This is a genomic window from Leisingera sp. JC1 (assembly GCF_001679925.1).
Lineage (GTDB): Bacteria > Pseudomonadota > Alphaproteobacteria > Rhodobacterales > Rhodobacteraceae > Leisingera.
In genome coordinates this window covers 1-22,899 of record NZ_LYUZ01000081.1, presented here as the reverse complement: position 1 = coordinate 22,899, position 22,899 = coordinate 1, and the positions used below count along the sequence as shown (strand labels likewise).

23 protein-coding genes are annotated in these 22,899 nt (G+C 64.4%); 13 read left to right on the top strand and 10 right to left on the bottom strand.

The features are described from left to right. Nucleotides 1-4: 4 nt before the first annotated feature. From A9D60_RS08170 to A9D60_RS08150, 5 genes are all read right to left on the bottom strand, one after another. Nucleotides 5-439, bottom strand: a complete 435-nt coding sequence (locus A9D60_RS08170; protein ID WP_254656649.1) for a GFA family protein — start codon at nucleotides 437-439, stop codon at nucleotides 5-7. A gap of 159 nt (nucleotides 440-598) precedes the next feature. After that, the gene (locus tag A9D60_RS08165; protein ID WP_039182771.1) at nucleotides 599-1,177 is read right to left on the bottom strand and encodes a DUF924 family protein; all 579 of its coding nucleotides are present in this window, start codon (nucleotides 1,175-1,177) and stop codon (nucleotides 599-601) included. Nucleotides 1,178-1,315: 138 nt separating this feature from the next. Then, on the bottom strand, nucleotides 1,316-2,590 hold the full coding sequence (locus tag A9D60_RS08160; protein ID WP_065267354.1) for an MFS transporter: 1,275 nt from the start codon (nucleotides 2,588-2,590) through the stop codon (nucleotides 1,316-1,318). Between the two features lie 169 nt (nucleotides 2,591-2,759). Then, complete coding sequence (gene queA / locus A9D60_RS08155; RefSeq protein WP_065267120.1) at nucleotides 2,760-3,845, bottom strand: tRNA preQ1(34) S-adenosylmethionine ribosyltransferase-isomerase QueA; 1,086 nt, start codon at nucleotides 3,843-3,845, stop codon at nucleotides 2,760-2,762. 61 nt (nucleotides 3,846-3,906) lie between these two features. Continuing rightward, nucleotides 3,907-7,374 carry a YhdP family protein gene (locus A9D60_RS08150; protein WP_065267119.1) on the bottom strand — a complete coding sequence of 1,156 codons (3,468 nt, stop codon included), beginning with the start codon at nucleotides 7,372-7,374 and terminating at the stop codon, nucleotides 3,907-3,909. 50 nt (nucleotides 7,375-7,424) lie between these two features. Here A9D60_RS08150 and A9D60_RS08145 point away from each other — a divergent pair, with 50 nt between their 5' ends. The 3 genes from A9D60_RS08145 to A9D60_RS08135 all read left to right on the top strand — a co-directional run bounded on the left by A9D60_RS08145 (nucleotide 7,425) and on the right by A9D60_RS08135 (nucleotide 9,585). Next, nucleotides 7,425-7,886 carry a peroxiredoxin gene (locus tag A9D60_RS08145; protein WP_065267118.1) on the top strand — a complete coding sequence of 154 codons (462 nt, stop codon included), beginning with the start codon at nucleotides 7,425-7,427 and terminating at the stop codon, nucleotides 7,884-7,886. Nucleotides 7,887-8,137: 251 nt separating this feature from the next. Beyond that, on the top strand, nucleotides 8,138-8,980 hold the full coding sequence (locus A9D60_RS08140) for a ferritin-like domain-containing protein (protein WP_065267117.1): 843 nt from the start codon (nucleotides 8,138-8,140) through the stop codon (nucleotides 8,978-8,980). 95 nt (nucleotides 8,981-9,075) lie between these two features. Next, a complete protein-coding gene (locus tag A9D60_RS08135; RefSeq protein ID WP_065267116.1) occupies nucleotides 9,076-9,585 on the top strand; it encodes a ribosome modulation factor in 510 nt (169 codons plus the stop codon). A gap of 66 nt (nucleotides 9,586-9,651) precedes the next feature. Here the strand turns inward: A9D60_RS08135 and A9D60_RS08130 are convergent, their stop codons facing one another. Beyond that, a complete protein-coding gene (locus A9D60_RS08130) occupies nucleotides 9,652-10,137 on the bottom strand; it encodes an imm11 family protein (RefSeq protein ID WP_141117878.1) in 486 nt (161 codons plus the stop codon). 585 nt (nucleotides 10,138-10,722) lie between these two features. Here A9D60_RS08130 and A9D60_RS08125 point away from each other — a divergent pair. The 3 genes from A9D60_RS08125 to A9D60_RS08115 all read left to right on the top strand — a co-directional run bounded on the left by A9D60_RS08125 (nucleotide 10,723) and on the right by A9D60_RS08115 (nucleotide 13,272). After that, nucleotides 10,723-12,054: a M23 family metallopeptidase gene (locus A9D60_RS08125; RefSeq protein ID WP_065267114.1), complete on the top strand. Its 1,332-nt coding sequence runs from the start codon at nucleotides 10,723-10,725 to the stop codon at nucleotides 12,052-12,054. Further along, the gene (locus tag A9D60_RS08120; protein ID WP_065267113.1) at nucleotides 12,044-12,595 is read left to right on the top strand and encodes a bactofilin family protein; all 552 of its coding nucleotides are present in this window, start codon (nucleotides 12,044-12,046) and stop codon (nucleotides 12,593-12,595) included. Before A9D60_RS08125 ends, A9D60_RS08120 begins: the two co-directional genes overlap by 11 nt. A gap of 146 nt (nucleotides 12,596-12,741) precedes the next feature. Then, on the top strand, nucleotides 12,742-13,272 hold the full coding sequence (locus A9D60_RS08115; RefSeq protein WP_065267112.1) for a hypothetical protein: 531 nt from the start codon (nucleotides 12,742-12,744) through the stop codon (nucleotides 13,270-13,272). A 15-nt stretch (nucleotides 13,273-13,287) separates the two neighbouring features. Here A9D60_RS08115 and A9D60_RS08110 read toward each other — a convergent pair whose 3' ends face one another. Then, nucleotides 13,288-13,839: a peptidylprolyl isomerase gene (locus A9D60_RS08110; protein ID WP_065267111.1), complete on the bottom strand. Its 552-nt coding sequence runs from the start codon at nucleotides 13,837-13,839 to the stop codon at nucleotides 13,288-13,290. After that, nucleotides 13,832-14,338, bottom strand: coding sequence for a peptidylprolyl isomerase (locus tag A9D60_RS08105; RefSeq protein ID WP_039123978.1), 507 nt, complete (start codon nucleotides 14,336-14,338; stop codon nucleotides 13,832-13,834). The genes A9D60_RS08110 and A9D60_RS08105 overlap by 8 nt, the downstream gene beginning before the upstream one ends. A gap of 139 nt (nucleotides 14,339-14,477) precedes the next feature. Between A9D60_RS08105 and A9D60_RS08100 the strand changes: the two genes are divergently transcribed. From A9D60_RS08100 to A9D60_RS08090, 3 genes are all read left to right on the top strand, one after another. After that, nucleotides 14,478-15,668: a phosphoglycerate kinase gene (locus tag A9D60_RS08100; protein ID WP_065267110.1), complete on the top strand. Its 1,191-nt coding sequence runs from the start codon at nucleotides 14,478-14,480 to the stop codon at nucleotides 15,666-15,668. A gap of 140 nt (nucleotides 15,669-15,808) precedes the next feature. Next, complete coding sequence (locus tag A9D60_RS08095; protein ID WP_065267109.1) at nucleotides 15,809-16,951, top strand: M24 family metallopeptidase; 1,143 nt, start codon at nucleotides 15,809-15,811, stop codon at nucleotides 16,949-16,951. Nucleotides 16,952-17,098: 147 nt separating this feature from the next. After that, entirely contained in the window at nucleotides 17,099-17,398 is a 300-nt protein-coding gene (locus A9D60_RS08090) for an FtsB family cell division protein (protein WP_065267108.1), read from the top strand. Between the two features lie 51 nt (nucleotides 17,399-17,449). Here A9D60_RS08090 and A9D60_RS08085 read toward each other — a convergent pair whose 3' ends face one another. Then, nucleotides 17,450-18,205: an SDR family oxidoreductase gene (locus tag A9D60_RS08085; protein ID WP_065267353.1), complete on the bottom strand. Its 756-nt coding sequence runs from the start codon at nucleotides 18,203-18,205 to the stop codon at nucleotides 17,450-17,452. A 280-nt stretch (nucleotides 18,206-18,485) separates the two neighbouring features. Here A9D60_RS08085 and pdhA point away from each other — a divergent pair, with 280 nt between their 5' ends. The 4 genes from pdhA to A9D60_RS08065 are packed head-to-tail and all read left to right on the top strand — an operon-like array spanning nucleotide 18,486 to nucleotide 22,467. Next, on the top strand, nucleotides 18,486-19,475 hold the full coding sequence (gene pdhA, locus A9D60_RS08080; RefSeq protein WP_065267107.1) for a pyruvate dehydrogenase (acetyl-transferring) E1 component subunit alpha: 990 nt from the start codon (nucleotides 18,486-18,488) through the stop codon (nucleotides 19,473-19,475). 16 nt (nucleotides 19,476-19,491) lie between these two features. Then, nucleotides 19,492-20,862, top strand: coding sequence for a pyruvate dehydrogenase complex E1 component subunit beta (locus A9D60_RS08075; RefSeq protein ID WP_065267106.1), 1,371 nt, complete (start codon nucleotides 19,492-19,494; stop codon nucleotides 20,860-20,862). An 8-nt stretch (nucleotides 20,863-20,870) separates the two neighbouring features. Beyond that, nucleotides 20,871-21,131, top strand: a complete 261-nt coding sequence (locus A9D60_RS08070; RefSeq protein WP_065267105.1) for a hypothetical protein — start codon at nucleotides 20,871-20,873, stop codon at nucleotides 21,129-21,131. A gap of 1 nt (nucleotide 21,132) precedes the next feature. Beyond that, nucleotides 21,133-22,467, top strand: a complete 1,335-nt coding sequence (locus tag A9D60_RS08065) for a pyruvate dehydrogenase complex dihydrolipoamide acetyltransferase (RefSeq protein ID WP_065267104.1) — start codon at nucleotides 21,133-21,135, stop codon at nucleotides 22,465-22,467. Nucleotides 22,468-22,571: 104 nt separating this feature from the next. On the opposite strand, the gene A9D60_RS26545 is transcribed toward A9D60_RS08065, so the two are convergent. Next, nucleotides 22,572-22,814: a hypothetical protein gene (locus A9D60_RS26545; RefSeq protein ID WP_175392923.1), complete on the bottom strand. Its 243-nt coding sequence runs from the start codon at nucleotides 22,812-22,814 to the stop codon at nucleotides 22,572-22,574. Nucleotides 22,815-22,899: the final 85 nt, after the last annotated feature.

The window sequence follows — 22,899 nt, the reverse complement described above, 5'->3', positions numbered from 1 at the left end:
CCGCTCAGCCTTTTCCGGCGCAGGCCGCCAGCAGCCCGCCGAACTCCTCCATCGTGGGGAAATGCTCAAAGCTGTGTTCTGCGGTGACCTGCACAAACGGATGCTTGGCCGCTGTCCAGGTCTCAATGAACGGGCGGAACCAGCTGCAGTCCTCGAACATCGTCGGGCGCACGTTCACAAACCCCTCCACGCCGGTGATGCGGGTGAACATCCAGGTCTGGCACTCAGGGCAGCAATAGTGGGCCAGTTCGGCATCCTTGGCACCGCCAATGACTGGATCGCCCTGGACAACCCGGAACGCCTCAGCCGGGAACATCGCGGTCAGGGAAAAGGCGCTGGAACTCATCTTCTGACAGCCGCGGCAGTGGCAGGCAGCTGTCAGTGCCGGCGGTGCGGACACTTCTATTCCGGTGGCGCCGCAGCGGCAGCTGCCGGTCATGGGAAAGGAGGATTCAGTCATGCTCACTCTTTCAAAGAATTTTCTGAAATGCGGGAGCACCTTCCTGCCGCAGCGCCGCGTCGCAGGCAAGGGACGGTCAAAGAAAACGCCGCGCCCCTCCTCAGGGCGCGGCGTATAAACCTTCCAGCAGAACCGGCGTCAGCCGGCCGCTTGCATCTGCCGCACGGTCTCGCCATAGCCGCCGGCCTGCACATAGGCCAGTTCCGGGCTGGTGCTGGCCCGGTGCAGGGCCTCGTTGCGGTAGGGGAAGCGGCCGAACTGGCGGATCACTTCGCGGTGGGCGCGGGCGTGCAGCAGGTTGCTGGTGCCGGTCTGCGGCATCCGCTCCATCATAAGCCGGATGCAGCGTTCCTGATCGCACAGGTTTTCGGAATGCATCATCGGCAGGTAGAAGAACTGCCGCGCCGGTTCGTCGATTTTCAGGTCCCAGTTCTTGTTGATCGCGATCTTTGCCGCCGACAGGGCCGCCCGGTCCGAGGCAAAGGCCCGGCCTTCGCCGCGGAACATGTTTCGCGGGAACTGGTCCATCAGGATGATATAAGCCAGCGTGCCGCTCGGGTAGGTAAGCCAGAAGGAGAACCGGCCTTCGCAGGCCGCCTCCCAGGTGGATTGGAACGTGTCGCGGATCTCCTGATCCAGCGCGTCATCCTGCAGATACCATCCCTTCTCCCCGACTTTGTCGAGCCAGAATGCAAGTATCTCTTCGGGACCAGCCATCGGTCGTAACTCCAAGTTTTTCCTGACCCTAACTTCAGGCCATTTTACATTACCTTTACAAGTAACCTTGGGTCACAAATTGCGTCAGACAACCCCATTGTGTGAAATAATCCTCACAATTCCGGCCGGTTAGCGCAATCAGACTGTTTCTTGGGCAGTTTCCTGCTCCTCCAGTTCGCTTTCGATGGCGTATTCCTGGGCAAACTCCACAGCCACCGGTGTTGCCGTCGGCGACATCGCGGCATAACTGCCGGTTTCATCGACAGGCACCGCTGCACGCTGCGTCGCGCGATAGGCGGCATAAGCGGCCATCGCAAACATCAGCGCGCCGATGAAGGTGAAGAACCCCGCAGGCCCGAACACCGCATCCTCCATCAGCCAGCCGGTGATCAGCGGCCCGGCAATGGCGCCCAGCCCGTTGATGAAGATCAGCCCGCCGGAAGCCGCCGCCATGTCATCATGCTCCAGATAGTCGTTGGTATAGGCGATCAGCAGCGAATAGAGCGGGTTCGACAGCCCGCCGATGAAGAAAGCCGCCACCAGCAGCATCTTGAACTCCATACCGAACAGGAAGCCCAGCACCGCGCCGGTGCCGCCAGCCAGGGCGGCCCCCAGGATCAGGAAACGGCGGTCCATGCGGTCCGACAGCCAGCCCAGCGGGTACTGCAGCAGCATCGCCCCCACATAGAAGGTGGAGACAAAGACCGACAACTGCCACAGCGTCAGCCCGGCGGCAGAGCCGTAAACCGCGCTCATGCCGAACTGGGCGGAGAACACGCCGCCCAGAAGGAACATGCCGACACAGCCCAGCGGCGAGGTTTCAAACAGCTGGCGCAGGGTCATCGGCTTGGTGGTGTCAAAGGCCGGCGTCGGAGAGATCGACAAGAGGATCGGCCCGAAGGAGACCGAAACCAGGATCGACGCGATGATGAACGCCTCATACCCGGCCGGGTCGCCGATCTGGATCATCATCTGCGCGGCAATGATGCCGATGGTCTGCACGATCATGTAAAGCGACAGCGCTTTGCCGCGGTTGGTGTTGTCGGCGGCGTTGTTCAGCCAGCTTTCCGCGGTCACATACACGCCCGAGAAGCAGAAGCCGATGATCATCCGCCCCAGCGCCCACGCAATGGTGTTGGGCAGCAGCGGATAGAGGATCATGACCGCGGAGATGAAAGAGGCCAGCGCCGCGAAGACACGAACATGGCCGACGCGGCGGATCATCTCCGGCGCCAGCCGCGAGCCGCCCAGGAAGCCCACGAAATAGGCCGCCATCACGATCGACATCTGGAAGGTCGAAAAACCCTCAAGCTCGCCGCGCACACCCAGCATGGTGCCCTGCAGGCCGTTGCCCACCATCAGCAAGCAAACCCCCAGCAGCAGCGCCCATGCGCTCGACAGCACCTGCAGCATTTTCATGCCTCCTTCGAAAGCAAAGCAGCCCTCCACAATGGGACGGGCTGCTATCAGTTTTGATTGTTATGTCCGGGCGATCAAGCCCGCCGGGCCGGTATCGCCGATTCCGATTTCAGTTTGATGAACCCTTTGCGCGCCTTCAGGGTTCCATAGTTGCGGCGCTTATCTACGATTCCGTGCCGCATTTCTGAGATGTATTCGCCTTTGCCGGGATCAAAAGCGACGCATCGCCATAAGAGAAGAACCGGTAGCGGCTTTCGACCGCGTGGTTATAGATCTTGCGGATCTCCTCCTGCCCCATCAAGGCAGAGACCAGCATAAGGAGCGTCGATTTCGGCAGGTGGAAATTGGTCATCAGCGCATCCGCCACCTGGAATTCAAAACCGGGGTAGATAAAGATGTCTGTGTCGCCTTCCCAGGCGTGGATCCGGCCGTCCTTTGCTGCGCTTTCAATCAGGCGCAGCGCTGTGGTGCCGACCGGAATCACGCGCCCGCCTGCGGCCTTGGTGGCCGCGATTTCAGCCGCGGCCTCTTCGCTTACCTTGCCCCATTCCGCGTGCATCCGGTGGGTGGTCACATCCTCCACCTTTACCGGCAGGAAAGTGCCCGCCCCCACATGCAGGGTGACATAGGAAATCTCCACGCCCCTGTCTTTCAATGCCTCCAGCAGCGGGGCGTCGAAATGAAGCGAGGCCGTCGGCGCCGCCACCGCACCCGAATTCCTGGCCCAGACGGTCTGATAATCCGTCTTGTCCTGTTCATCCGCCGCGCGCTTGGCGGCGATATAGGGCGGCAGCGGCATCGCGCCGGCTTCTGCCAGTGCGGCGTCAAAGTCTGTGCCGCTCAGATTGAAGCGCAGCTGCCCCTGGCCGCCTTCGACGGCTTCCAGCCTCGCGCTCAGGTTTTCCGAGAAGACGATCTCCTCGCCCGCCTTGATCTTCTTCAAAGGCTTCAGCAGCGCCGCCCATGTGCCATCGGCGCGCGGCTCCAGCAGGGTCGCCTCGATCTTGGCCGCCACCGGGCCTTGCGCGCTGTCGCGGTGGCGAAGCCCGCTCAGGCGGGCCGGGATAACCTTGGTATCATTCAGCACCAGCCGGTCGCCGGGCTGCAGCCAATGGACCAGATCGGTGACTCGCCCGTCATGCAGGCTGCCTCCCTCGGCCACCAGCAGGCGGGCCGAACTGCGCGGGTTGGCAGGCCGGGTGGCAATCAGGTCGTCGGGCAGGTCGAAGTCGAAATCGCTGAGTTTCATGGCGCGCGCTATAGGCTGTGCAGCGAAAGAAATCTATGGCGATTTTCGCGCGCTGCAAGGTTCACTTATCGGATCCCCGCGGTTCACGGACCTGCTCCTGACCCTCTTCCAGCACCTCGCCATCGGCAGTGAACGCCCTGTTGTCGCCCGGCACAGTCGGCGCCGGGCCGCGGAAGATCTCACGCAGGAACCCCGGCGCCAGCCCGGCCAGCGGGTTCACGGTGACCGACGGGTCGTCCGCGGTGCCGCGCAGAGTGAAGGTGAAGCCGAACAGCCCCTCGCCGTCCCGCGGCGACAACACCCGGCCGATGGCATTCAGCAGGTAAACAGGCGAGATCACCCCGCGCATGTTCAGCCGGCTGCTGGCCAGATCATAATTGCCATCCACCGACAGCCCCATCGACGGGCCGACCGCGCTGCTCTGGTGCAGGATCAGATGCGAAGCCCCCAGCCGGAACCGCCCCTCCATGCTGGTGAACAGGATGCCCTGGCCGGTCATCTCGTCCAACAGACCCACTAGGCTGATTGCATTCAGGATCGCAGCCATTGAGGGCGCATTCTTAACCCGGATGTTGCGGACCGTGATCCTGCCGTCATATTCGCCCGGCGCACCTGCGGCCGGCACCAGCGTCATGTCAAAACTGCCGCCGCGGCCATGCCCGAACACCCCGGCAGAGCGGAACACCCCGCCCGCATCATTGGAGCGGATGCGCGAGGCGGTGCCGCCGTTCTGCGGCACCACCGTTCCGGCCACCGGCGTCTGACCGTTCAAACGTGCGGTGAACTCCCCGTTCATGCCGCCGCGGGTCGAAAACCGGCCCTGGAAATTCTGCAGCCCGATGCTGTCGGTCACCTGCAGGTTCTGCAGACGCAATGTCACCGGAACATCACCTCCGCGGCTGCCGCCGCCGCCACCGCTTGCCGTATCCGAGAACGGCGACCGGTTGAGGTCCAGCCGCCCGCCGGTGACGTCAATCGCCGGCGCTGCCGCGCCCCGGCCGGTAAAGGTCACCGCGCCCTGGAACCAGTTCCCCGCCCGCGCCGAGGTAAACACAGCCTGGTTCAGCCCGCCGCTCTTGTGAGTCGTGACGCGGCCCGTGGCTGACAAGCCAGGCGCCTCCAATTCCAGCTTTTCCACCGTGGCGCTCTCACCCAGGGTCGCCGCCAAGGACAGTTTGCCGGCTGCGGTTTCCCCCTTGCGCCAGCTGATTTCAGGAATCCGGAGCCCCGCGCCCCGCAGATCCGACTCCAGTGTCAGCTGCGGCGGCACCCCCGGCTTCAGGTCTACCGCGTAGCGCCCCTGCGCCTTGCCGGACACAGCGCCGCGCGGCAAGCCGATCCTGAACGCCTCGACAGCTGCCGGCGACAGTTCGATTGTCCCTTCGACCCGGCTGTCCGGCGCGGCGCCCTTGCCGATCTTCTGCCGCCAGCTGGCGCTCAGCAGTACGCCGGACAGGCTGCCGGTACCGCTGATACGCACCTGCCCCTGATCGCCCTCGATCTGCAGCAGAGGCGCGGCCGCAACATGGCCCGGAACCAGCTTGTCGGACTGCACACCGCGCACCGTGCCGCGGTAATGATACAGGATCTGCTCCACCGGAATCTTCTTCTGCAGCGGCAGCGCCAGCGTGCCCTCGGCCTCCACCTGCCCCTCCGCCAGGTCCACTGGCAGGCTGGCCTTGTCCATGACCCTGAGCGGCTCCCGGTTCAGCAGCGACAGCGCCGCCGTGGCAGAGCCGCGCGCCTTGATCCGGGCAATCCCCGGCGTACCGTCCTTGGCAGTGACATCCGGGATAATAAAGGACGTGCCGGCAACCTCCACTTCGCCGCCCTGATCCGCAGTGACCGTGCCGCCGGAGGCCGTTACCACAAACCGCTGGCCGTAAAGGCTCAGCTGGCCGGAACCGCCCCGCACCGGCGGCATGAATTTCTGAAACACCACCTCGGCGCCCTCAAAGGCCAGATCCAGGCTGACAAACGGCTTGCCGCGGCCGCGGCCGCGCATGTGAAAGCCCACATCGCGCACCAGCCCGGCATGCAGGTTCTCGCCCACCCACTCCCGCGGCTTGGGCGCCAGCACCGAGGGCCACAATTCCTTGACCCGCTTCACCTGCACCTGGTCGACGCTGCCGTTCAGGTTATAATCCCAGCCCTCCGGGCCTGCGCCGACTGTGCCGTCAAAGTGAATGCGGCTGCCGCCGTCATGCACCAGCATCTCGCCCAGCCGCAGCCGGAAGGGTTTGAGCCGCAGATCGAAATCCGCATCCACCGCAGGAAACTCCACCGGGGTTTCAAACAGGCGGCGCGGGTTCAGCTTCAGATCAGAGAACCGCAGTTGCCCGACCAGCCCGGCCAGCTGGCCATTCTGCACCCCGGCCAGGCTTGCCTGCCCCTGCATCACCCCGGACCCCCAGCCGCTTTCAATGCTCAGTTCCGAAAACGCCAGACGCTGGGCCGCCGGGTCATAGGTGAAATAGCTGCGCGCACCGGTGATCGGCACCGGGCGGGTCTGCGCCGCCGGCTGGATCACCCCTTCGCCGATCCGCAGGCTGGCCTGCACCGGCTGCACCACGCCATCCCCCGCCACGCCGCCGCGCAACGACCCGGAGATCGGCGCCCGCAGCACCCCCAGCCAGCCAAGCGCCGGGCTCTGCACCGCGATATCCTCGCTGGCAATCTCGGAGACCAGCACCCCGAACTCCGCCTCGGGGCTGCCGATTTCGGAGGCATAGCTCGCCTCCACCGTGCCCACCTCGCCGCGTCCGCTCAGGACCGAGAAGGCCGCCGACAAGGAGACCGAGCCGCCCTCCCGCTGCAATCCGATCCTGCCGCCGTCCAGAGTCCAGCCGCGGCCCAGACGGTCGTCAGTATAGGACAGCGTCAGTTCGCTGGTCTCAACCTCGGTCAGCGCAGCCAGCACCGGCTTCTGCAGCTGGCTGTCCCATTGCTCGATCAGTTCCACCAGGCTTGCAGCCCGCCGCGACGGTGCCGCACCGCTGGCAAAGCTCAGCGCCAGGCTGCCGTCCTCGTTGCGCCTGAGCGCCGCAAACAGCCCGCTCAGGGCGATCCGCTTGGGCTGGATCCGGCCCTGCAGCAAGGGCCGCATCGCCAGGCTTGCCTGGGCATCGGCCAGCTGGGCAAAGACGCTGCCGTCCGGGTGCCGCAGCACCACATCCCTCAGGCTCACCCGCGGCCGCCAGCCCTTGTTCACCACGACATTGATGGCGCCGAATTCAACCTGCAGCCCGTTCAGGTGCCGCTCAATCCGCGCCTCTACCCGGCTGCGCACCCAATCCGGTGCATCCAGCCGGGTGCCGACCCCGAAATAGACTGCGCCAGCGCCCAGAAAACTCAGCAACGCCAGCACCCAGACCAGCCCGCGCAGCAGCCGCCAGCGGCGGCGCCGCCGCGGCACAGCCCGAACAGCCGCATCCGTTTCCGGAGCGGGACCGGTCACCGGCACCGCCTCGGCGGCGGCGCGGTTATTCTCGCCGGCGGGTTTGATCTCAGCTTTCCCTTCGCTGCTCATGGGTTATGGTCGCCGCGCAGTGATTTGCGCAAAAGACAGGAGACAGGCCAATGCTCGACGTTTCAGATCCCGCCCCTTCCTTTACCCTGCCCCGCGGCGGCGGCGGAGAGGTCACTTTGTCCAGCCTCAAGGGCGCGCCCGTGGTGCTGTTCTTCTATCCCCGCGATAATACCCCCGGCTGCACCAAAGAATCCATCGCCTTTTCAGAGGCTTTGCAGGCATTCGCCGATGCCGGCGCTCACGTTTTCGGGATTTCCAAAGACAGCCTCAAGAAGCATGAGAATTTCACCGCAAAACACAGCCTGACCACGCCGCTTCTATCGGATGCGGAGGGCACCGTTTGCGAGGACTACGGCGTCTGGAAAGAGAAAAGCATGTACGGCAAGAAACACTGGGGCATCGAACGCTCCACCTTTCTGATCGGAGCCGATGGCACCATTGCCCGCGTCTGGCGCAAGGTGAAGGTCGACGGCCACGCCGAGGAAGTTCTGGAAGCGGTCCGCGCCCTTTAGGCGGGACGCTCCCGCCAGCTCTGTCCGTGCCCTGACGGGCACAGGCTTCTCTGTTTGGCCCGGCGCCGCCCCCAGGGGCGGCGCGCAGCGTGCGGCACGCGCGCTGCCAGGCCCAAGCCGGCCAGGGCGATCAGCCTGCTGATCTCCCGCAGGCGCGGGAGCGCCCCGGTATCGGCTCTGGACTCTGCCACCCAAATCAGGTGAACCGGCCCTGCAATGGCCCAGCCGTCCCACCGCAACAGGAGACCCGCATGCCCGATCAGCCCCTTTCGCTTGCCGAACGCGCCGCCGAGGTGCTGACCACCGCTGACGGGCGTGCCAAGACCGCGCTGTCACGCCGCCATGCGGCCGCGTGGTTTGCGGCACGCAAGGGCGAGGCACCGAAAATCCCGATCGGCACCGCAATCCCGCCGATGCACCCGGCCCGTCCGGACAGCCCTGAACTCCTGAACCCCCGCGACGTGCCCAAGCGCAAGCCCGGATCCGAGGCGGGCCGCATCGCCCTGTTGCACGCGGTGGCCCATATCGAACTCAATGCCGTCGACCTGCACTGGGACATCATCGCGCGGTTTTCCCATGTGCCAATGCCGCTGGGTTTCTTCGACGACTGGGTTAAGGCGGCGGATGAGGAATCCAAGCATTTCAACCTGATGTGCGACTGTCTTGAAGCCTTGGGCAGCCATTACGGCGCCCTGCCTGCGCATGCCGGCATGTGGCGCGCCGCCGAGGACACGGCAAACGACCTGATGGGCCGCCTCGCGGTTGTTCCGATGGTGCTGGAGGCCCGCGGCCTCGATGTGACCCCCGGCATGATCGAGGTGTTCCGCAAGGCAAACCTCCCCCAAGCGGTGGAGGCGCTGGAACTGATCTACGCCGAGGAAGTCAGCCACGTCGCCTATGGCTCCAAATGGTTCAATTTCCTGTGCGGGCGGGACAACCTGGACCCAAAGGAAGAATTCCACGCGCTGGTGCGCAAATATTTCCGCGGTGCGCTGAAACCGCCGTTCAACGAGGAAAAACGCGCCGATGCCGGCCTGCCGCCGGATTTCTACTGGCCGCTGGCCGACCAGGTGAAACCGCTGCCCGGCTGGTAACCCTGGCTGGCGGACCGGGCTGACAGCCAGGCGCCGGCCTTTACCTGACGGCCATGCAAGCGTAGACTGGGTGCCCCGGCAATCCGGCTGAACCCATGTTCCAAAACGACTTTCCATTGCTGAGCACTGCAAGCCTTGTTGCGCTGATAATGCACAAGGCCGGCTCCGGGCCGGTCACGCTGGAGAGCTGCGAATCCGCCCTCGACGCCCTGTTCCAGCAAGCCAACGAACCGCCGGGCCTGCCGTCGGCAGAGCGGCGCGACCGGCTTGCTGGCCATCTGGCGGATCTTCAGACGGCCTGCATTCTGGAACCTTTGGGGGCAGGCATCTGGCAGCTGACCCGCCGCGGCCGCCGGGCGCTGGAGCAGCACCCCGAGGGCCTCGACCAGACCGACCTCGCCCGATACCCGGAATTTGCCGAACACCTTCGCCACACCGCGCACAAGCCTTGCGGCATGGACCCGCGTGGCGCCCATTTCGACGAGGGGTTCCGTGCCGGCATGACCGGCCAGCCGATCACCGCCAATCCCTACGCCTTCGACAACGCCGACCACCAGGCCTGGGAAAGCGGCTGGAGCGAAGCGCAGGAAGACCGCCAAGGCTGACCCGCCCCGATCCGGCACGGCCCATCTCCCGCCGGCGGAATGCCAAACACTGCCTCTGGCAGCGCCTCAGCCATCCATGTCCACCCAGATATGGGCAACCGTCTCTGCCGGTGTTCCGTCAGGCTGCTTTTCCCGTCCGTTATACTTGGTGAATTCCGCAAATCCCCGCAGGTTTGCCGCCCGGATGTGACCGAAAGCCTCCTGCGAGAAGAAGACTGGCAGCCCGCCGCTGGACTTGTGGCTCCAGACAGGCAGATGAAACAGGAACCGCGCCCGCCCCAGCGAGTCGAACATTTCCTTCTGAAACGAGGGCGTCGCGTCCCCGCGCAGCTGGCCGTACTGTTTGTCCTGATCCAGCAGGAACACCGTGCGGCCGCAGACAAAGTGGAAATAGTCCTGGCTCGAAATGCGCTGCCCCTTGGCATTGTACATCATGCAGGGGATGAACTGATGCGCGCCGTCCGGGTCCGCCGCCTGGATCGCCATTTTGAACGAAGCACTGATCACCGGATCGCCGGAAATTGACAGGCAGTCCGGCAGAAACTCAGGCACACTGTTCCGCGCAAGCCGGACATTTCCTAACAGCTCCGGACAACCGCTCATGTCCGATGGGCGGTAGATCATCGCTTTCCCAGGAGTGCCTGGCAGCTCCAAAAGATGTGCATCAGTTCTGAAGCCCGCGCGTTCTCGGCTGTAGCTTAAGACATGTGGTTCAAACGCTGCCGGAAAGTCCTGCGCATCTCCCAGATCCGGCGCAAACATGAAAATCGTGCGGCAATTCTCCGGCTTCTGCATCTGTTCTTTGACGGAAGGAAGGGACGGCATGGGAAAATCTTTCTTGGAATTGCCATGGCTTGCTATCAAGCCCGCCCAGGCCGCACAACTCTCCCGGCTTCTGCCTGCTTGGCCCCGGCCTCTGTCAGAAACCTCTGCCTCAGTATCCCGCCCGCGGAATCCGGCTCGCCCGGTTCGGCAATTTCCCGCCGATCCCCTGCCCCAGACCGCCACGGCCCGCTGCAATGGGTCAACAGGCTTGCCCAAATGGCCAGCCCTGTCTATTGACTTCGGCCAAGGTCCCGGACGCTCCCCGCAGCGGCGCACCCCGGACCGGACGACGGGACAGACAGGGAAGTCACATTGCGCACACGGCTCGCGATCAGAATTCACAGCTTTCTCGAACGCCGCTTCCCGGAGCGGCGGGKGTTCCTCAAGTCCGACACCGACACCCGGTTCATCCGTCTGCGCTCCGAAACCCAGCTGGTGGCTGTGGGCGGCGTTACCCTGTTTGTGGCCTGGTCGATTGTCGCCACCGCCATCGTGCTGATGGACAGCATCGGCTCCGGCAACTTCCGCGAGCTGGCCAAGCGCGACCAGCAGACCTACCGCGCCCGGCTGAATTCCATTTCCGATGAACGCGACGCCCGCGCCGAAGAAGCGCTGGCCGCGCAGGAGCGCTTCAACGCCGCACTGGCGCAGATCTCTGTCATGCAGTCGGAACTGCTGGCATCCGAGACCCGACGCCGTGAGCTGGAAACCGGCATCGAGGTGATCCAGTCGACCCTTCGCGACACCATGACCCAGCGCGACGGCGCCCGCAGGGAACTGGCTCAGCTGAAGGAAGAATCCGAGGGCGGCGCCAGCCCCCAAGCAGTCATGGCCAGCGCCGAGGCGCAGATGGGCCTGCTGGCGGATGTTCTGTCCGACACCGCGACCGAACGCGATCAGATCCTGGCCGACGCCCGCGGCGCGCTGGAGCAGCGCGACGAGCTGGAGCTGGAACTGCAGCTGATGAATGAGCGCAACAGCCAGATCTTCCGCCAGCTGGAAGAGGCGGTTGCCGTCTCTGTCACCCCGCTTGACAAGATGTTCCGCAACGCCGGCATGCCGCCCGACCGCATCCTCGAACAGGTGCGCCGCGGCTACAGCGGCCAGGGCGGCCCGCTGGAGCCGTTGGCGATGTCCACCCGCGGCGAGGAACCCAGCCCCGAAGCGCTGCGCGCCAACGCCATCCTCGCCAAGCTGGACCAGCTGAACCTCTACCGGCTTGCTGCGCAGCAGGCGCCCTTCGCCACCCCGGTGAACCTCGGCCATGTGCGCCAGACCTCCGGCTACGGCTACCGCCGCGACCCCAAAACCGGCGGCCGCCGCCTGCACAAAGGGTCCGATTTCGCCGGCAGCACCGGCACCGACATCTTTGCCACCGCCGACGGCGTGGTCACCCATGCCGGCTGGCAATCGGGCTACGGCAAGATGGTCACCATCCGCCACGCTTTCGGCATCGAAACCAGATACGCCCATAACTCCAGGATCCGCGTGACAAAGGGCCAAAGGGTCTCGCGCGGGGATCACATTGCTGATATGGGTAACACCGGACGGTCCACCGGGACCCACCTCCACTACGAGGTCAGGGTCAACGGGCAAGCTGTTAACCCCATGATCTATATCAAGGCTGCGAGAAATGTTTTCTAAGAGCAAAATCAACGAGCCCGGGCCGAAGCAGGCCGAAGCAACCCCGGCACCCGCGGCAGCACCGGCAGCTGCGCCGGCGGCCAGCGACTATACCTCCAGCATGCCCAAGGCCAAGCCCGCCGCATCGCTGCTGAGCTCTGACCTGCACATCACCGGCAACGTCAAGACCACCGGCGACATCCAGGTCGAAGGTACCGTTGAGGGCGACATCCGCGCGCATCTGCTGACCGTTGGCGAAACCGCCACCATCAAGGGTGAAATCACCGCCGATGACGTGGTCATCAACGGCCGCATCGTCGGCCGCGTGCGCGGCCTGAAGGTGCGCCTGACCTCCACCGCGCGGGTCGAGGGCGACATCATCCACAAGACCATCGCAATCGAAAGCGGCGCCCACTTCGAGGGCTCCGTGCAGCGCCAGGATGACCCGCTGAACCCGGGCGGCCGCAAATCCGCTCCGGCTGCTGCTGCCGCACCAGCCGCCGCACCGGCGCCTTCGGCCGCCGTTCAGGCCGCCACAGCGGCCCGCAAAACCGAAAGCTGAGCCGCCGCCACGGCAGGACCTCAGCACCGCCGGGTCTGACAGGGACCGCACAGGCGCCGCAGGGRAAYCCCTGCGGCGCTTCTTTTTTGCATCCGCCGATCTGCCTGCTGTTAAACTGCGGTCAGATTTGATTACGGTGATTCCTCATGCCCATTCTTCTTGGCCTCCTTGCGGCATTGGCCGCCGCCTATTTCTGGTACATCCGCGCCCGCAATGCCGCCGAAATGGCGGGTGAGGTACTGGATGCCGCCAATGACGTCCGCCTCGCCGCCCGCCGCATTGGCTTCCGCAGACGCAGCAACACCCATCCGGCCGACAGCATCGACGACGCGCAGGTGGCGCTGGCAGCGCTTGGCGCCAGCTTTCTGGAGCTGGAGGATTATCCCACCGCAGAGCAGAAAGAGGCGCTGATCCGCGGCCTGCGCGGGCAGTTGAGCATCCCGCATGAGGATGCGGAGGAACTGGCCATCCTCGGCCGCTGGCTCATGCAGCAATGCGGCAGCCCCGCGCAGGCCGTGCCGCGGCTCACCCGGCGGCTTTACAAACTGTCCGGGCAAGCCGATTTCCCGGCGTTGGCCGAAATCCTGAAAGACATCGCAAAATTCGGCAGCGGCAGCCTGACAGACAAGCAAAAGGCCGCGCTGGASGWCSTCCAGCGCGGCCTTCGTATCGCCTGAGCGGGCGGGACCCGCTTATTCGGTCACGGTCACCTTGGTCATCGCGTCGGGCTGGCCGATCACCGAGCCGTTGTTGCCGGCGCCGCGCTTGATGGCGTCGACCACATCCATGCCCTCGGTCACCTTGCCGACAACCGTGTACTGGCCGTTCAGGAAGTGGCCCGCATCGAACATGATGAAGAACTGCGAATTGGCGCTGTTCGGGCTTTGCGAGCGCGCCATTCCCACGACGCCACGATCAAACGGCAGGTCGGAGAACTCGGCAGGCAGGTCCGGGCGGCTGGAGCCGCCGCGCCCGGCATAACTCATGTCGCCGCCTTCCAGCTTGCCGAATTCCACGTCGCCGGTCTGCGCCATGAAGCCCTCGATCACCCGGTGGAACACCACGCCATCGTATTGGCCTTCCGCCGCCAGCGCGCTGATCTGCTCCACATGCTTGGGCGCCACGTCCTCAAAGAGGTCGATCTTGATGGTGCCGTTGGCTTCGCCTTCGACCTGGATTTCCAGGCCGGAAGCAAAGGCAGGCCCCGCCGCCAGCAGGGCCAGGGCTGTCAGCGCCTTACGCATCCGCAGCAACCTTGACGGAGATCATCCGGTCCGGGTTCGCAGGCGGCTCGCCGCGGGTGATGGCGTCCACATGCTCCATGCCTTCGATGACACGGCCGTAAACGGTGTACTGGCCGTTCAGGAAGTGGTTGTCCTTGAAGTTGATGAAGAACTGCGAGTTGGCGCTGTCCGGGTTTGCAGAGCGTGCCGCGCCCAGGGTGCCGCGGTCATGCGGCAGCTTGGAGAACTCGGCCGGCAGGTTCGGCAGGTCGGAGCCGCCGGTGCCCGCCATGCGGATGTTGAAGCCGTCTTCCATGTCGCCATTGGCCACATCGCCGGTCTGCGCCATGAAACCGTCGATCACGCGGTGGAAGCAGACGTTGTCATACTCACCTGCACGGGCCAGTTCCTTCATCCGCTCGGAATGCTTCGGCGCCACGTCGGGCAGAAGCTCGATAACAACATTGCCGTCCTTCAGTTCAATGATGACGGTGTTTTCGGGATCTTTAATCTCGGCCATCTGGCCCTCCTGTCGTCGAAATTTGCAACGATAGTTAAGGGCAGCGCCCGGAAATGCCAAGGGAGCATTGACTGATGCGCAAAAACCCCCGAAACAGCGCGCGGATTTACCTGAACTTTCACCATAGGGAGCTCGGCAGATGGGCTGGAAAACACTCGACGACATGGAACTGAACGGCAAGCGCGTGCTGGTGCGCGTGGATATCAACGTGCCGATCGTCGACGGCGTGGTGACCGACTCCACCCGCATCCGCCGCATCGCCCCCACCGTGCGCGACATTCTGGCCGCCGGCGGCAAGCCGATCCTGCTCGCCCACTTCGGCCGCCCGGGCGGTGAGCGCCGCGAGAACCTGTCGCTCAATCAGCTGGTGCCGACGCTGGAGCGCGCCTTTGAAACCAAGGTGCTGTTTGCCGCCGATTGCGTCGGCGCAGGCGCCGAGGCCGCCGCAGACGCGCTGCAGCCGGGCGAAGTTCTCCTGCTGGAAAACACCCGCTTCCACGCCGCTGAAACCAAGAACGACCCGGACCTGGCCGCCGGCATGGCGCGCCTGGGCGAGGTCTACTGCAACGACGCCTTCTCTGCCGCCCACCGCGCGCACTCCTCGACCGAGGCACTGGCCCGCCTGCTGCCCGCCTGCGCCGGCCGCCTGATGCAGGCAGAGCTGGAAGCGCTGGAAAGCGCGCTCGGCCAGCCGCAGCGCCCGGTGACAGCCGTGGTCGGCGGTGCCAAGGTCTCCACCAAGCTGGAACTTCTGGGCAACCTGATTGAGAAGGTTGACCACCTGGTGATCGGCGGCGGCATGGCCAACACCTTCCTGGTGGCCAAGGGCCTGCCGGTCGGCATCTCGCTGGCCGAACGCATCATGAAGGACACCGCAGCCGAGATCCTCGCCAAGGCTGAGGCCGCGGGCTGCGAGATCATCCTGCCCTCCGACATCGTGGTCGCCAAGAAGTTCGAATCCAACGCTCCGCATGAAATCCTGCCAGCAGACCAGTGCCCCGAAGACGGCATGATCCTGGATGCCGGCCCCGAAAGCGTCGCCCGCATCATCGAGGTCTTTGCCAACAGCAAGACCCTGATCTGGAACGGCCCCCTCGGCGCGTTCGAGCTGGAACCCTTCGACGCCGCCACCAACTCCGCCGCGCTGAAAGCAGCGGCCATGACCCGCTCCGGCCAGCTGATCTCTGTTGCCGGCGGCGGCGACACCGTGGCAGCGCTGAACGCCTCCGGCGCGGCGGGCGACTTCACCTATATCTCCACCGCCGGCGGCGCCTTCCTGGAATGGATGGAAGGCAAAACCCTGCCCGGCGTCGCGGCGCTGGACCAGTAAGCCCCACGCCTTCCCGCATGACCGCGCCCCGGCCTAACCGCCGGGGCGTTTTCATTGTCACGGGACAATAAAACCTTTGCCCCGGCCCTGCCTGCCCCCTTAGCGTTGCGTCAAGACACCGGCAAAAGCGGAGGCCCGCCATGTTCCAGGACCGCATGATCCGTCTAAGGCAGAAGATGGCTGAGGCCGGCATCGGCGTTGCCCTGGTCACCGACGACGACAGCGTCTATTACCTCACCGGCTATTACGACTACCTGCATATGGAGTTCGGCCGCCCCACCATCCTGGTGGTTCACCGCGACGGCCCGTCCCTGCTGATCACCCCGGTGATCGACGTGGTAATGGCCGAGGAGGTCGCGCAGGTAGACCGCATCGCCGCCTGGAACGACGGCGACGGGGCCGAATGGCGCGCCGAACTGCCAGCCGCCCTGGCAGGCGCCACCCGCTTTGCCATTGAGCCCGACCACATGCCGTCGATGGTGCGCGCCTGCGTTGATGAGCTGGCGGGCAGCGCAGAGATCACCAGCATCACCCCGGCGCTGTCGGACCTCAGGATGATCAAATCGGCGGAGGAACTGCAACTGGCCCGCCACGCAGGCAAGGTCGCCGGCGCCATGATGGCAGCCGGCCGCGGCGCCATTGCCGCCGGTGTGCCGGAATACGAGGTCGCCATCGCCACCTCCCAGGCCGGCACCCGCACCGCGGCTGAGCTGCTGCGCAGCCATTACCGCGATGCCAACATGTCGCCCAGCACCCATTTCCTGCAGATCATGGCCTCAGGCCGGGACATTACCAAGACCCACCACCGCGCCTCCACCCGCGTCATGCAGCACGGCGAGCCGGTGTTCCTCTGCTTCTGCGGCATGACCAATTTCCACCGCTTCAAACTGGGCTTTGACCGCACCTTCTGGATCGGCGAGGCTGACCCGGAACAGGCCCGCATCTACGAGGTGGCCGTGGCCAGCCAGCAGGCCGCGCTGGAGGTCCTCGGCCCCGGTATTGAAGCGCAGGACGTTCACCGCGCCTATGCAGAGGTGATCCAGGACGCAGGCTTCAGCTACCCGTTCCGCTGCGGCCGCGCCACCGGCTTCAGCTTTCTTGAGCGCCCGCAGCTGGTCACCGGCGACACCACCGTCTTGCAGCCCGGCATGGTGTTTGCGGTCGACGGCTCTGTCGCCACAGACACATTCCGCGCCCAGGTCGGTGACAGCTTCATCATCACCGATGACGGCTACGAGCAGATCACCTCCCACCCCAAGGCGCTGCAGGACATGATCCTCTGACCATCCGGGCCCGCCAGAGGCCCATAAAAAACACCCCTGTGGACAGATTTGGGATTCCCAAGCATAGCCGCTTGTGGCATGCTGGTTTCAGACGCCGGGAAACGGCGCAAAATACAATATGAGCAGTAACATACAGGCACCTCCAAAGTGACCCGAAGCAACCGCCCGTCCCTGGGCGCCATCGCCTTTTTTGCCATCGCCTTCGCGCTCAGCGCGTACTTCACCTTTGCGGCGGTGCAGGGCGACTTCGGGCTGTTCAGACGGGTTGAGATCCAGGCCGAAGCAGAAGAACTTCAGCAGGATCTTGGCCGCCTCCAGTCCCGCATTGGCGAGATGGAAAATCTGACACGCCGCCTGTCCGACGATTACCTCGACCTTGACCTCCTCGACGAACAGGCACGCACGGTTCTCGGTCTCGTCCGCGCGGACGAGATCGTGATCCGCTGATCCTTTCAGCAAAGATTGCCGCCGGCCGCTCCGCAGCCAGCGGCAGCACAGTCAAATCAGCCGGGCCGAAATACCGCCATCAACAGAGACCGGAGCACCGGTCATAAAGCTTGCCCTGTCAGACAGCAGGAACATGGCAGACTGTGCAATCTCCTTCGGCTCCGCCATCCGTTTGAGCGGGTGCAAACCGGCGATAAACTCATGAACAGCCGGATCGTCGCCAGCCATATCCGTTCTGGTGCCTCCCGGCAGGATCGTATTCACCCGGATGCCCTCAGCCGCATGCTCTGAGGCCAGCGACTGGGTCAGCCCCAGCAGCCCGGCCTTTGACGCGGCATAGGCCGCCATGCCCGGCATGCCGCCGTTGCTGACCCCCACAAAGGTTCCGGTAAAGACAATAGCGCCGCCGCCCCGTCTTTGCAGCGCAGGGATCTGGGCCCGGGCTGACAGAAATGCGCTGGTGAGGTTGGTTTCAAGAACGGATTGCCAATTGCCGGGCGCCATCTCCGCAACGGGGCCGACTTCCCCCATCATGCCTGCATTGTTGAACGCGCCATCAAGTCCGCCAAATTGCTCCTCGGCCAAATCGACGAGCGCCTTTGCATAAGATCCGTCGCAAACATCCCCGGCCAGAAATACAGCGCGCCCGTTGCTTTGCTCAATCTGCCCGGCAATGGATTTCAGCCGCGCCTCCCGGCGCGCGCCCAGCACCACATTCGCCCCCTCGGAGGCAAACAAGAGCGCCGCGGCGGCGCCGATCCCGCTGCTTGCCCCGGTGATGATGATTGTCTTGTCTTTCAGTTCCATGGTCATGCCTTTCTGTTTGTGCATGCCATTCAGCTAAGGAGGAAGACCAAGCCAGATCGACCCGGTTCTTGCGCTTGCCGCGCAGCCTGGACCGGAACCGCAAGATCCGGGCCGGCCCCGTCCTAGCACCCGGCTCAGGATGTTGCATTTCAGCGCGGCCGTCGGCGGATCTTTACCCTGCGTTCAGTCCGCGGCAGAATAGCACTATCCAGCCGGGCCAAAACCCGCTATGAATTTGTTTAACACTAAACTATCTAGCCTTCAGGGGGAGCTGACCACCATGGCCGCTAGAAAAAGCGCAAAGAAACCAAACGTTTCTGCCGAAGAACTGACCAAACACTACCGCGAGATGCTGCTGATCCGCCGATTCGAGGAAAAGTCGGGCCAGCTCTACGGCATGGGCCTGATCGGCGGCTTCTGCCACCTCTACATCGGCCAGGAAGCGGTTGTTGTGGGACTTGAGGCCGCAGCCGAGGAAGGCGACAAGCGCGTCACCTCTTACCGCGACCACGGCCACATGCTGGCCTGCGGCATGGACCCGGACGGCGTCATGGCCGAGCTCACGGGCCGCGAGGGCGGCTACTCCAAGGGCAAGGGCGGCTCCATGCACATGTTCTCCAAGGAGAAGCATTTCTATGGCGGCCACGGCATCGTCGGCGCCCAGGTGCCGCTCGGCGCGGGCCTTGCGTTCGCCGACAAGTACAAGGGCAACGGCCGTGTGACCTTCGCCTATTTCGGCGACGGCGCCGCCAACCAGGGCCAGGTCTACGAGACCTTCAACATGGCCGCCCTGTGGAAGCTGCCGGTGGTCTTCGTGATCGAGAACAACCAGTACGCCATGGGCACATCTCAGCAGCGCTCCACCTCCAGCGCCGAGATCTGGGAACGCGGCAAGGCGTTCGGCATCCCGGGCGAAGCGGTCGACGGCATGAACGTCCTCAGCGTCAAGGAAGCAGGAGAGCGCGCCGTGGCCCACTGCCGCAGCGGCGACGGCCCCTACATCCTTGAGGTCAAGACCTACCGCTACCGCGGCCACTCGATGTCCGACCCGGCCAAGTACCGCACCCGCGAAGAGGTCCAGAAGATGCGCGAGGAGCGCGACCCGATCGAGCAGGTCCGCGAAATGCTGCTGACCGGCAAGCACGCCACCGAAGAGGATCTCAAGGCGATCGACAAAGAGATCAAGGAGATCGTCAACAAATCCGCAGAATTCGCCAAGGAAAGCCCCGAGCCCGCCCTGGACGAACTCTGGACCGACATCTACGCCTGAGAGGGAAGAACAAGACATGGCAACTGAAATTCTGATGCCCGCCCTGTCGCCGACCATGGAGGAAGGCACCCTGGCCAAATGGCTGGTCAAGGAAGGCGATACCGTAAGCTCCGGCGACATCCTCGCCGAGATCGAAACCGACAAGGCGACGATGGAGTTCGAAGCCGTCGACGAAGGCACCGTCGGCAAGATCCTGATCGGCGAAGGCACCGAGGGCGTGAAGGTGAACACCCCCATCGCGGTGCTGCTGGAAGACGGCGAAAGCTATGACGCCTCCGCAGCCCCTGCCCCGGCTGCTGAAGCCCCGGCACCCGCAGCTGAGGCGCCCGCAGCCCCCGCTGCTGCCGCCGCGCCTGCACCGGTCGAAAGCCGTGTGCTGGAACCCGACTACCCGGAAGGCACTGAGATGGTGCAGACCACCGTGCGCGAAGCGCTACGCGACGCCATGGCCGAGGAAATGCGCCGCGACGAGGACGTGTTCCTGATGGGCGAGGAAGTCGCCGAGTATCAGGGCGCCTACAAGGTCTCCCAGGGCCTGCTGGACGAATTCGGCTCCAAGCGGGTGATCGACACCCCGATCACCGAACACGGCTTTGCCGGCATCGCCACCGGCGCCGCCTTCGGCGGCCTGCGCCCGATTGTCGAGTTCATGACCTTCAACTTCGCCATGCAGGCGATTGACCACATCATCAACTCGGCAGCCAAAACGCTCTATATGTCCGGCGGCCAGATGGGCGCCCCGATGGTGTTCCGCGGCCCCAACGGCGCCGCCGCCCGCGTCGGTGCCCAGCATTCGCAGGACTACGCCGCCTGGTACATGCAGATCCCCGGGCTGAAAGTGGCGATGCCCTACTCCGCCGCCGACGCCAAGGGCCTGATGAAAACCGCGATCCGCGACAACAACCCGGTGATCTTCCTGGAGAATGAAATCCTCTACGGGCAAAGCTTTGACGTGCCCAAGATGGACGATTTCACCATCCCCTTCGGCAAGGCCCGTATCTGGCGCGAAGGCTCGGACGCCACCATCGTCTCCTTCGGCATCGGCATGAAATACGCGCTGGAAGCGGCTGAAAAGCTGGCCCAGGACGGCATCGCGGCTGAGGTCATCGACCTGCGCACCCTGCGTCCGATGGACCTGCCCACGGTGATTGAATCGGTCAAGAAGACCAACCGCCTGGTCACCGTCGAGGAAGGCTGGCCGCAGGGCTCCGTCGGCAGCTACATCGCGTCTGAAGTGATGCAGCAGGCGTTCGACTATCTGGACGCCCCGGTTGTGACCTGCACCGGCAAGGACGTCCCGATGCCCTATGCCGCCAACCTGGAACGCCACGCGCTGATCACCACGGATGAGGTGGTAGAGGCCGTGAAGCAAGTGACCTACCGCTAAGGACGAAGATGGACATCAGGGGCCGTGATCCCGAAACCGAATGCTACCGCGTCACGCTGACCGTCGACGGGCGCACAGTCACCGCACTGGTTCCCGAACGGCTGGCAGCAGACACACGGCTGATCGGCTCGCGGCCCTCCCATCAGGAAGCCTACGTCTGGATGGCGGAGAAGCAAGACAAGATCGAAGCCGCGATAACCCAACTGGCCCGCGGCACCCGGCGCCCCAGGGCGCCCTATGACCAAATTGTTCTGATTGAGGAGCGCTGACATGCCCACCGAAATCCTGATGCCCGCGCTTTCTCCCACCATGGAGGAAGGCACCCTTGCCAAATGGCTGGTCAAGGAGGGCGACACCGTCTCCTCCGGCGACCTGATCGCCGAGATCGAAACCGACAAGGCCACCATGGAATTTGAAGCCGTGGACGAAGGCGTGGTCGGCAAGATCCTGATCGCCGAAGGCTCCGAGGGCGTAAAGGTCAACACCCCCATCGCGGTGCTGCTGGAAGACGGCGAAAGCGCCGATGACATCCAGTCCTCCGGCACCTCCAGCGGCGGCGGCGCCCCGGCCAAGGAAGAGGCCCCCGCGGCCAAAGCTGAGGCCCCCGCAGCCGCGCCCAAGGAAGAGGCCAAAGCCGCCCCCGCCGCCCCGCAGGGCGCCGACGGCAGCCGCATCTTCGCCTCACCGCTGGCGCGCCGCATCGCCGCCGACAAGGGCCTGGACCTGAGCGCCATCAAAGGCTCCGGTCCCAAGGGCCGCATCGTCAAGGCCGACGTCATGGACGCCAAGCCACAGGCTGCAGCCGCAGCTAAGGCAGGTGGCACCGACACTGGCCCCGCCGCAGCAGCCCCCGCTGCCGCAGCAGCCCCGGCCGGCCCCTCCGCCGACATGGTTGCCCGCATGTACGAGGGCCGCGAGTATGAAGAAGTCAAGCTCGACGGCATGCGCAAGACCATTGCCGCCCGCCTGACCGAGGCCAAGCAGACCATCCCGCATTTCTACCTGCGCCGCGACATCCAGCTGGATGCGCTCTTGAAGTTCCGCGGCGAGCTGAACAAGCAGCTCGAAGGCCGCGGTGTGAAGCTCTCGGTCAACGACTTCATCATCAAGGCGGTGGCGCTGGCGCTGCAAGCGGTGCCGGACGCCAACGCGGTCTGGGCCGGAGACCGGGTGCTGAAAATGAAAGCCTCCGACGTGGCGGTCGCCGTCGCCATCGAGGGCGGTCTGTTCACCCCGGTCCTGCAGGACAGCGACACCAAATCGCTCTCCGCGCTGTCGGCAGAGATGAAAGACCTCGCCTCCCGCGCCCGCGAGCGCAAGCTGGCCCCGCATGAATACCAGGGCGGCAGCTTCGCGATCTCCAACCTCGGCATGTTCGGCATCGACAACTTCGACGCCATCGTGAACCCGCCGCACGCGGGCATCCTGGCGGTCGGCTCCGGCGTCAAGAAGCCGGTCGTGGGTTCCGACGGCGAGCTGAAGGTCGCCACCGTGATGAGCGTCACCATGTCGGTCGACCACCGCGTCATCGACGGCGCCCTCGGCGCGGACCTCTTGAAGGCGATCGTCGACAACCTGGAAAACCCGATGGTGATGCTGGCCTGAGGGGCAGCCATCAGTCAAAACACCAAAGCCCCGGCCTCCGCGCCGGGGCTTTTAGTGTGTGATACAACCGCTCGTCTCAATTGGCCGCTTCGAGCCCGAAGCGGTCAGCCCCAAACCGCTATTCGTGTGTTGATCTCTTGTTCAGCCAAAGCTTCATTGGCGAAGACTCCATTGGCTGGTAGTGATGCCCAGCCCTCTGCATAGACTGAACCATCCTCGTCAGCGGATCTGTAATAGTATTGATCGGCAATGGCAAAAAAACCGTCCGACCGCCTCACAATCGCAAAACGGCGTTCCGAGTGAACTCGGTCAGTTGAGAAATATGGGAACACTTTTATCACATCCATTCTGTGTGGTTATTTTTTGTTAGGTCAGCAGTCAATGGCAGCAAAGTCCGCATAGTGTGCACTGAGACAGCTAGATCTACAGTTC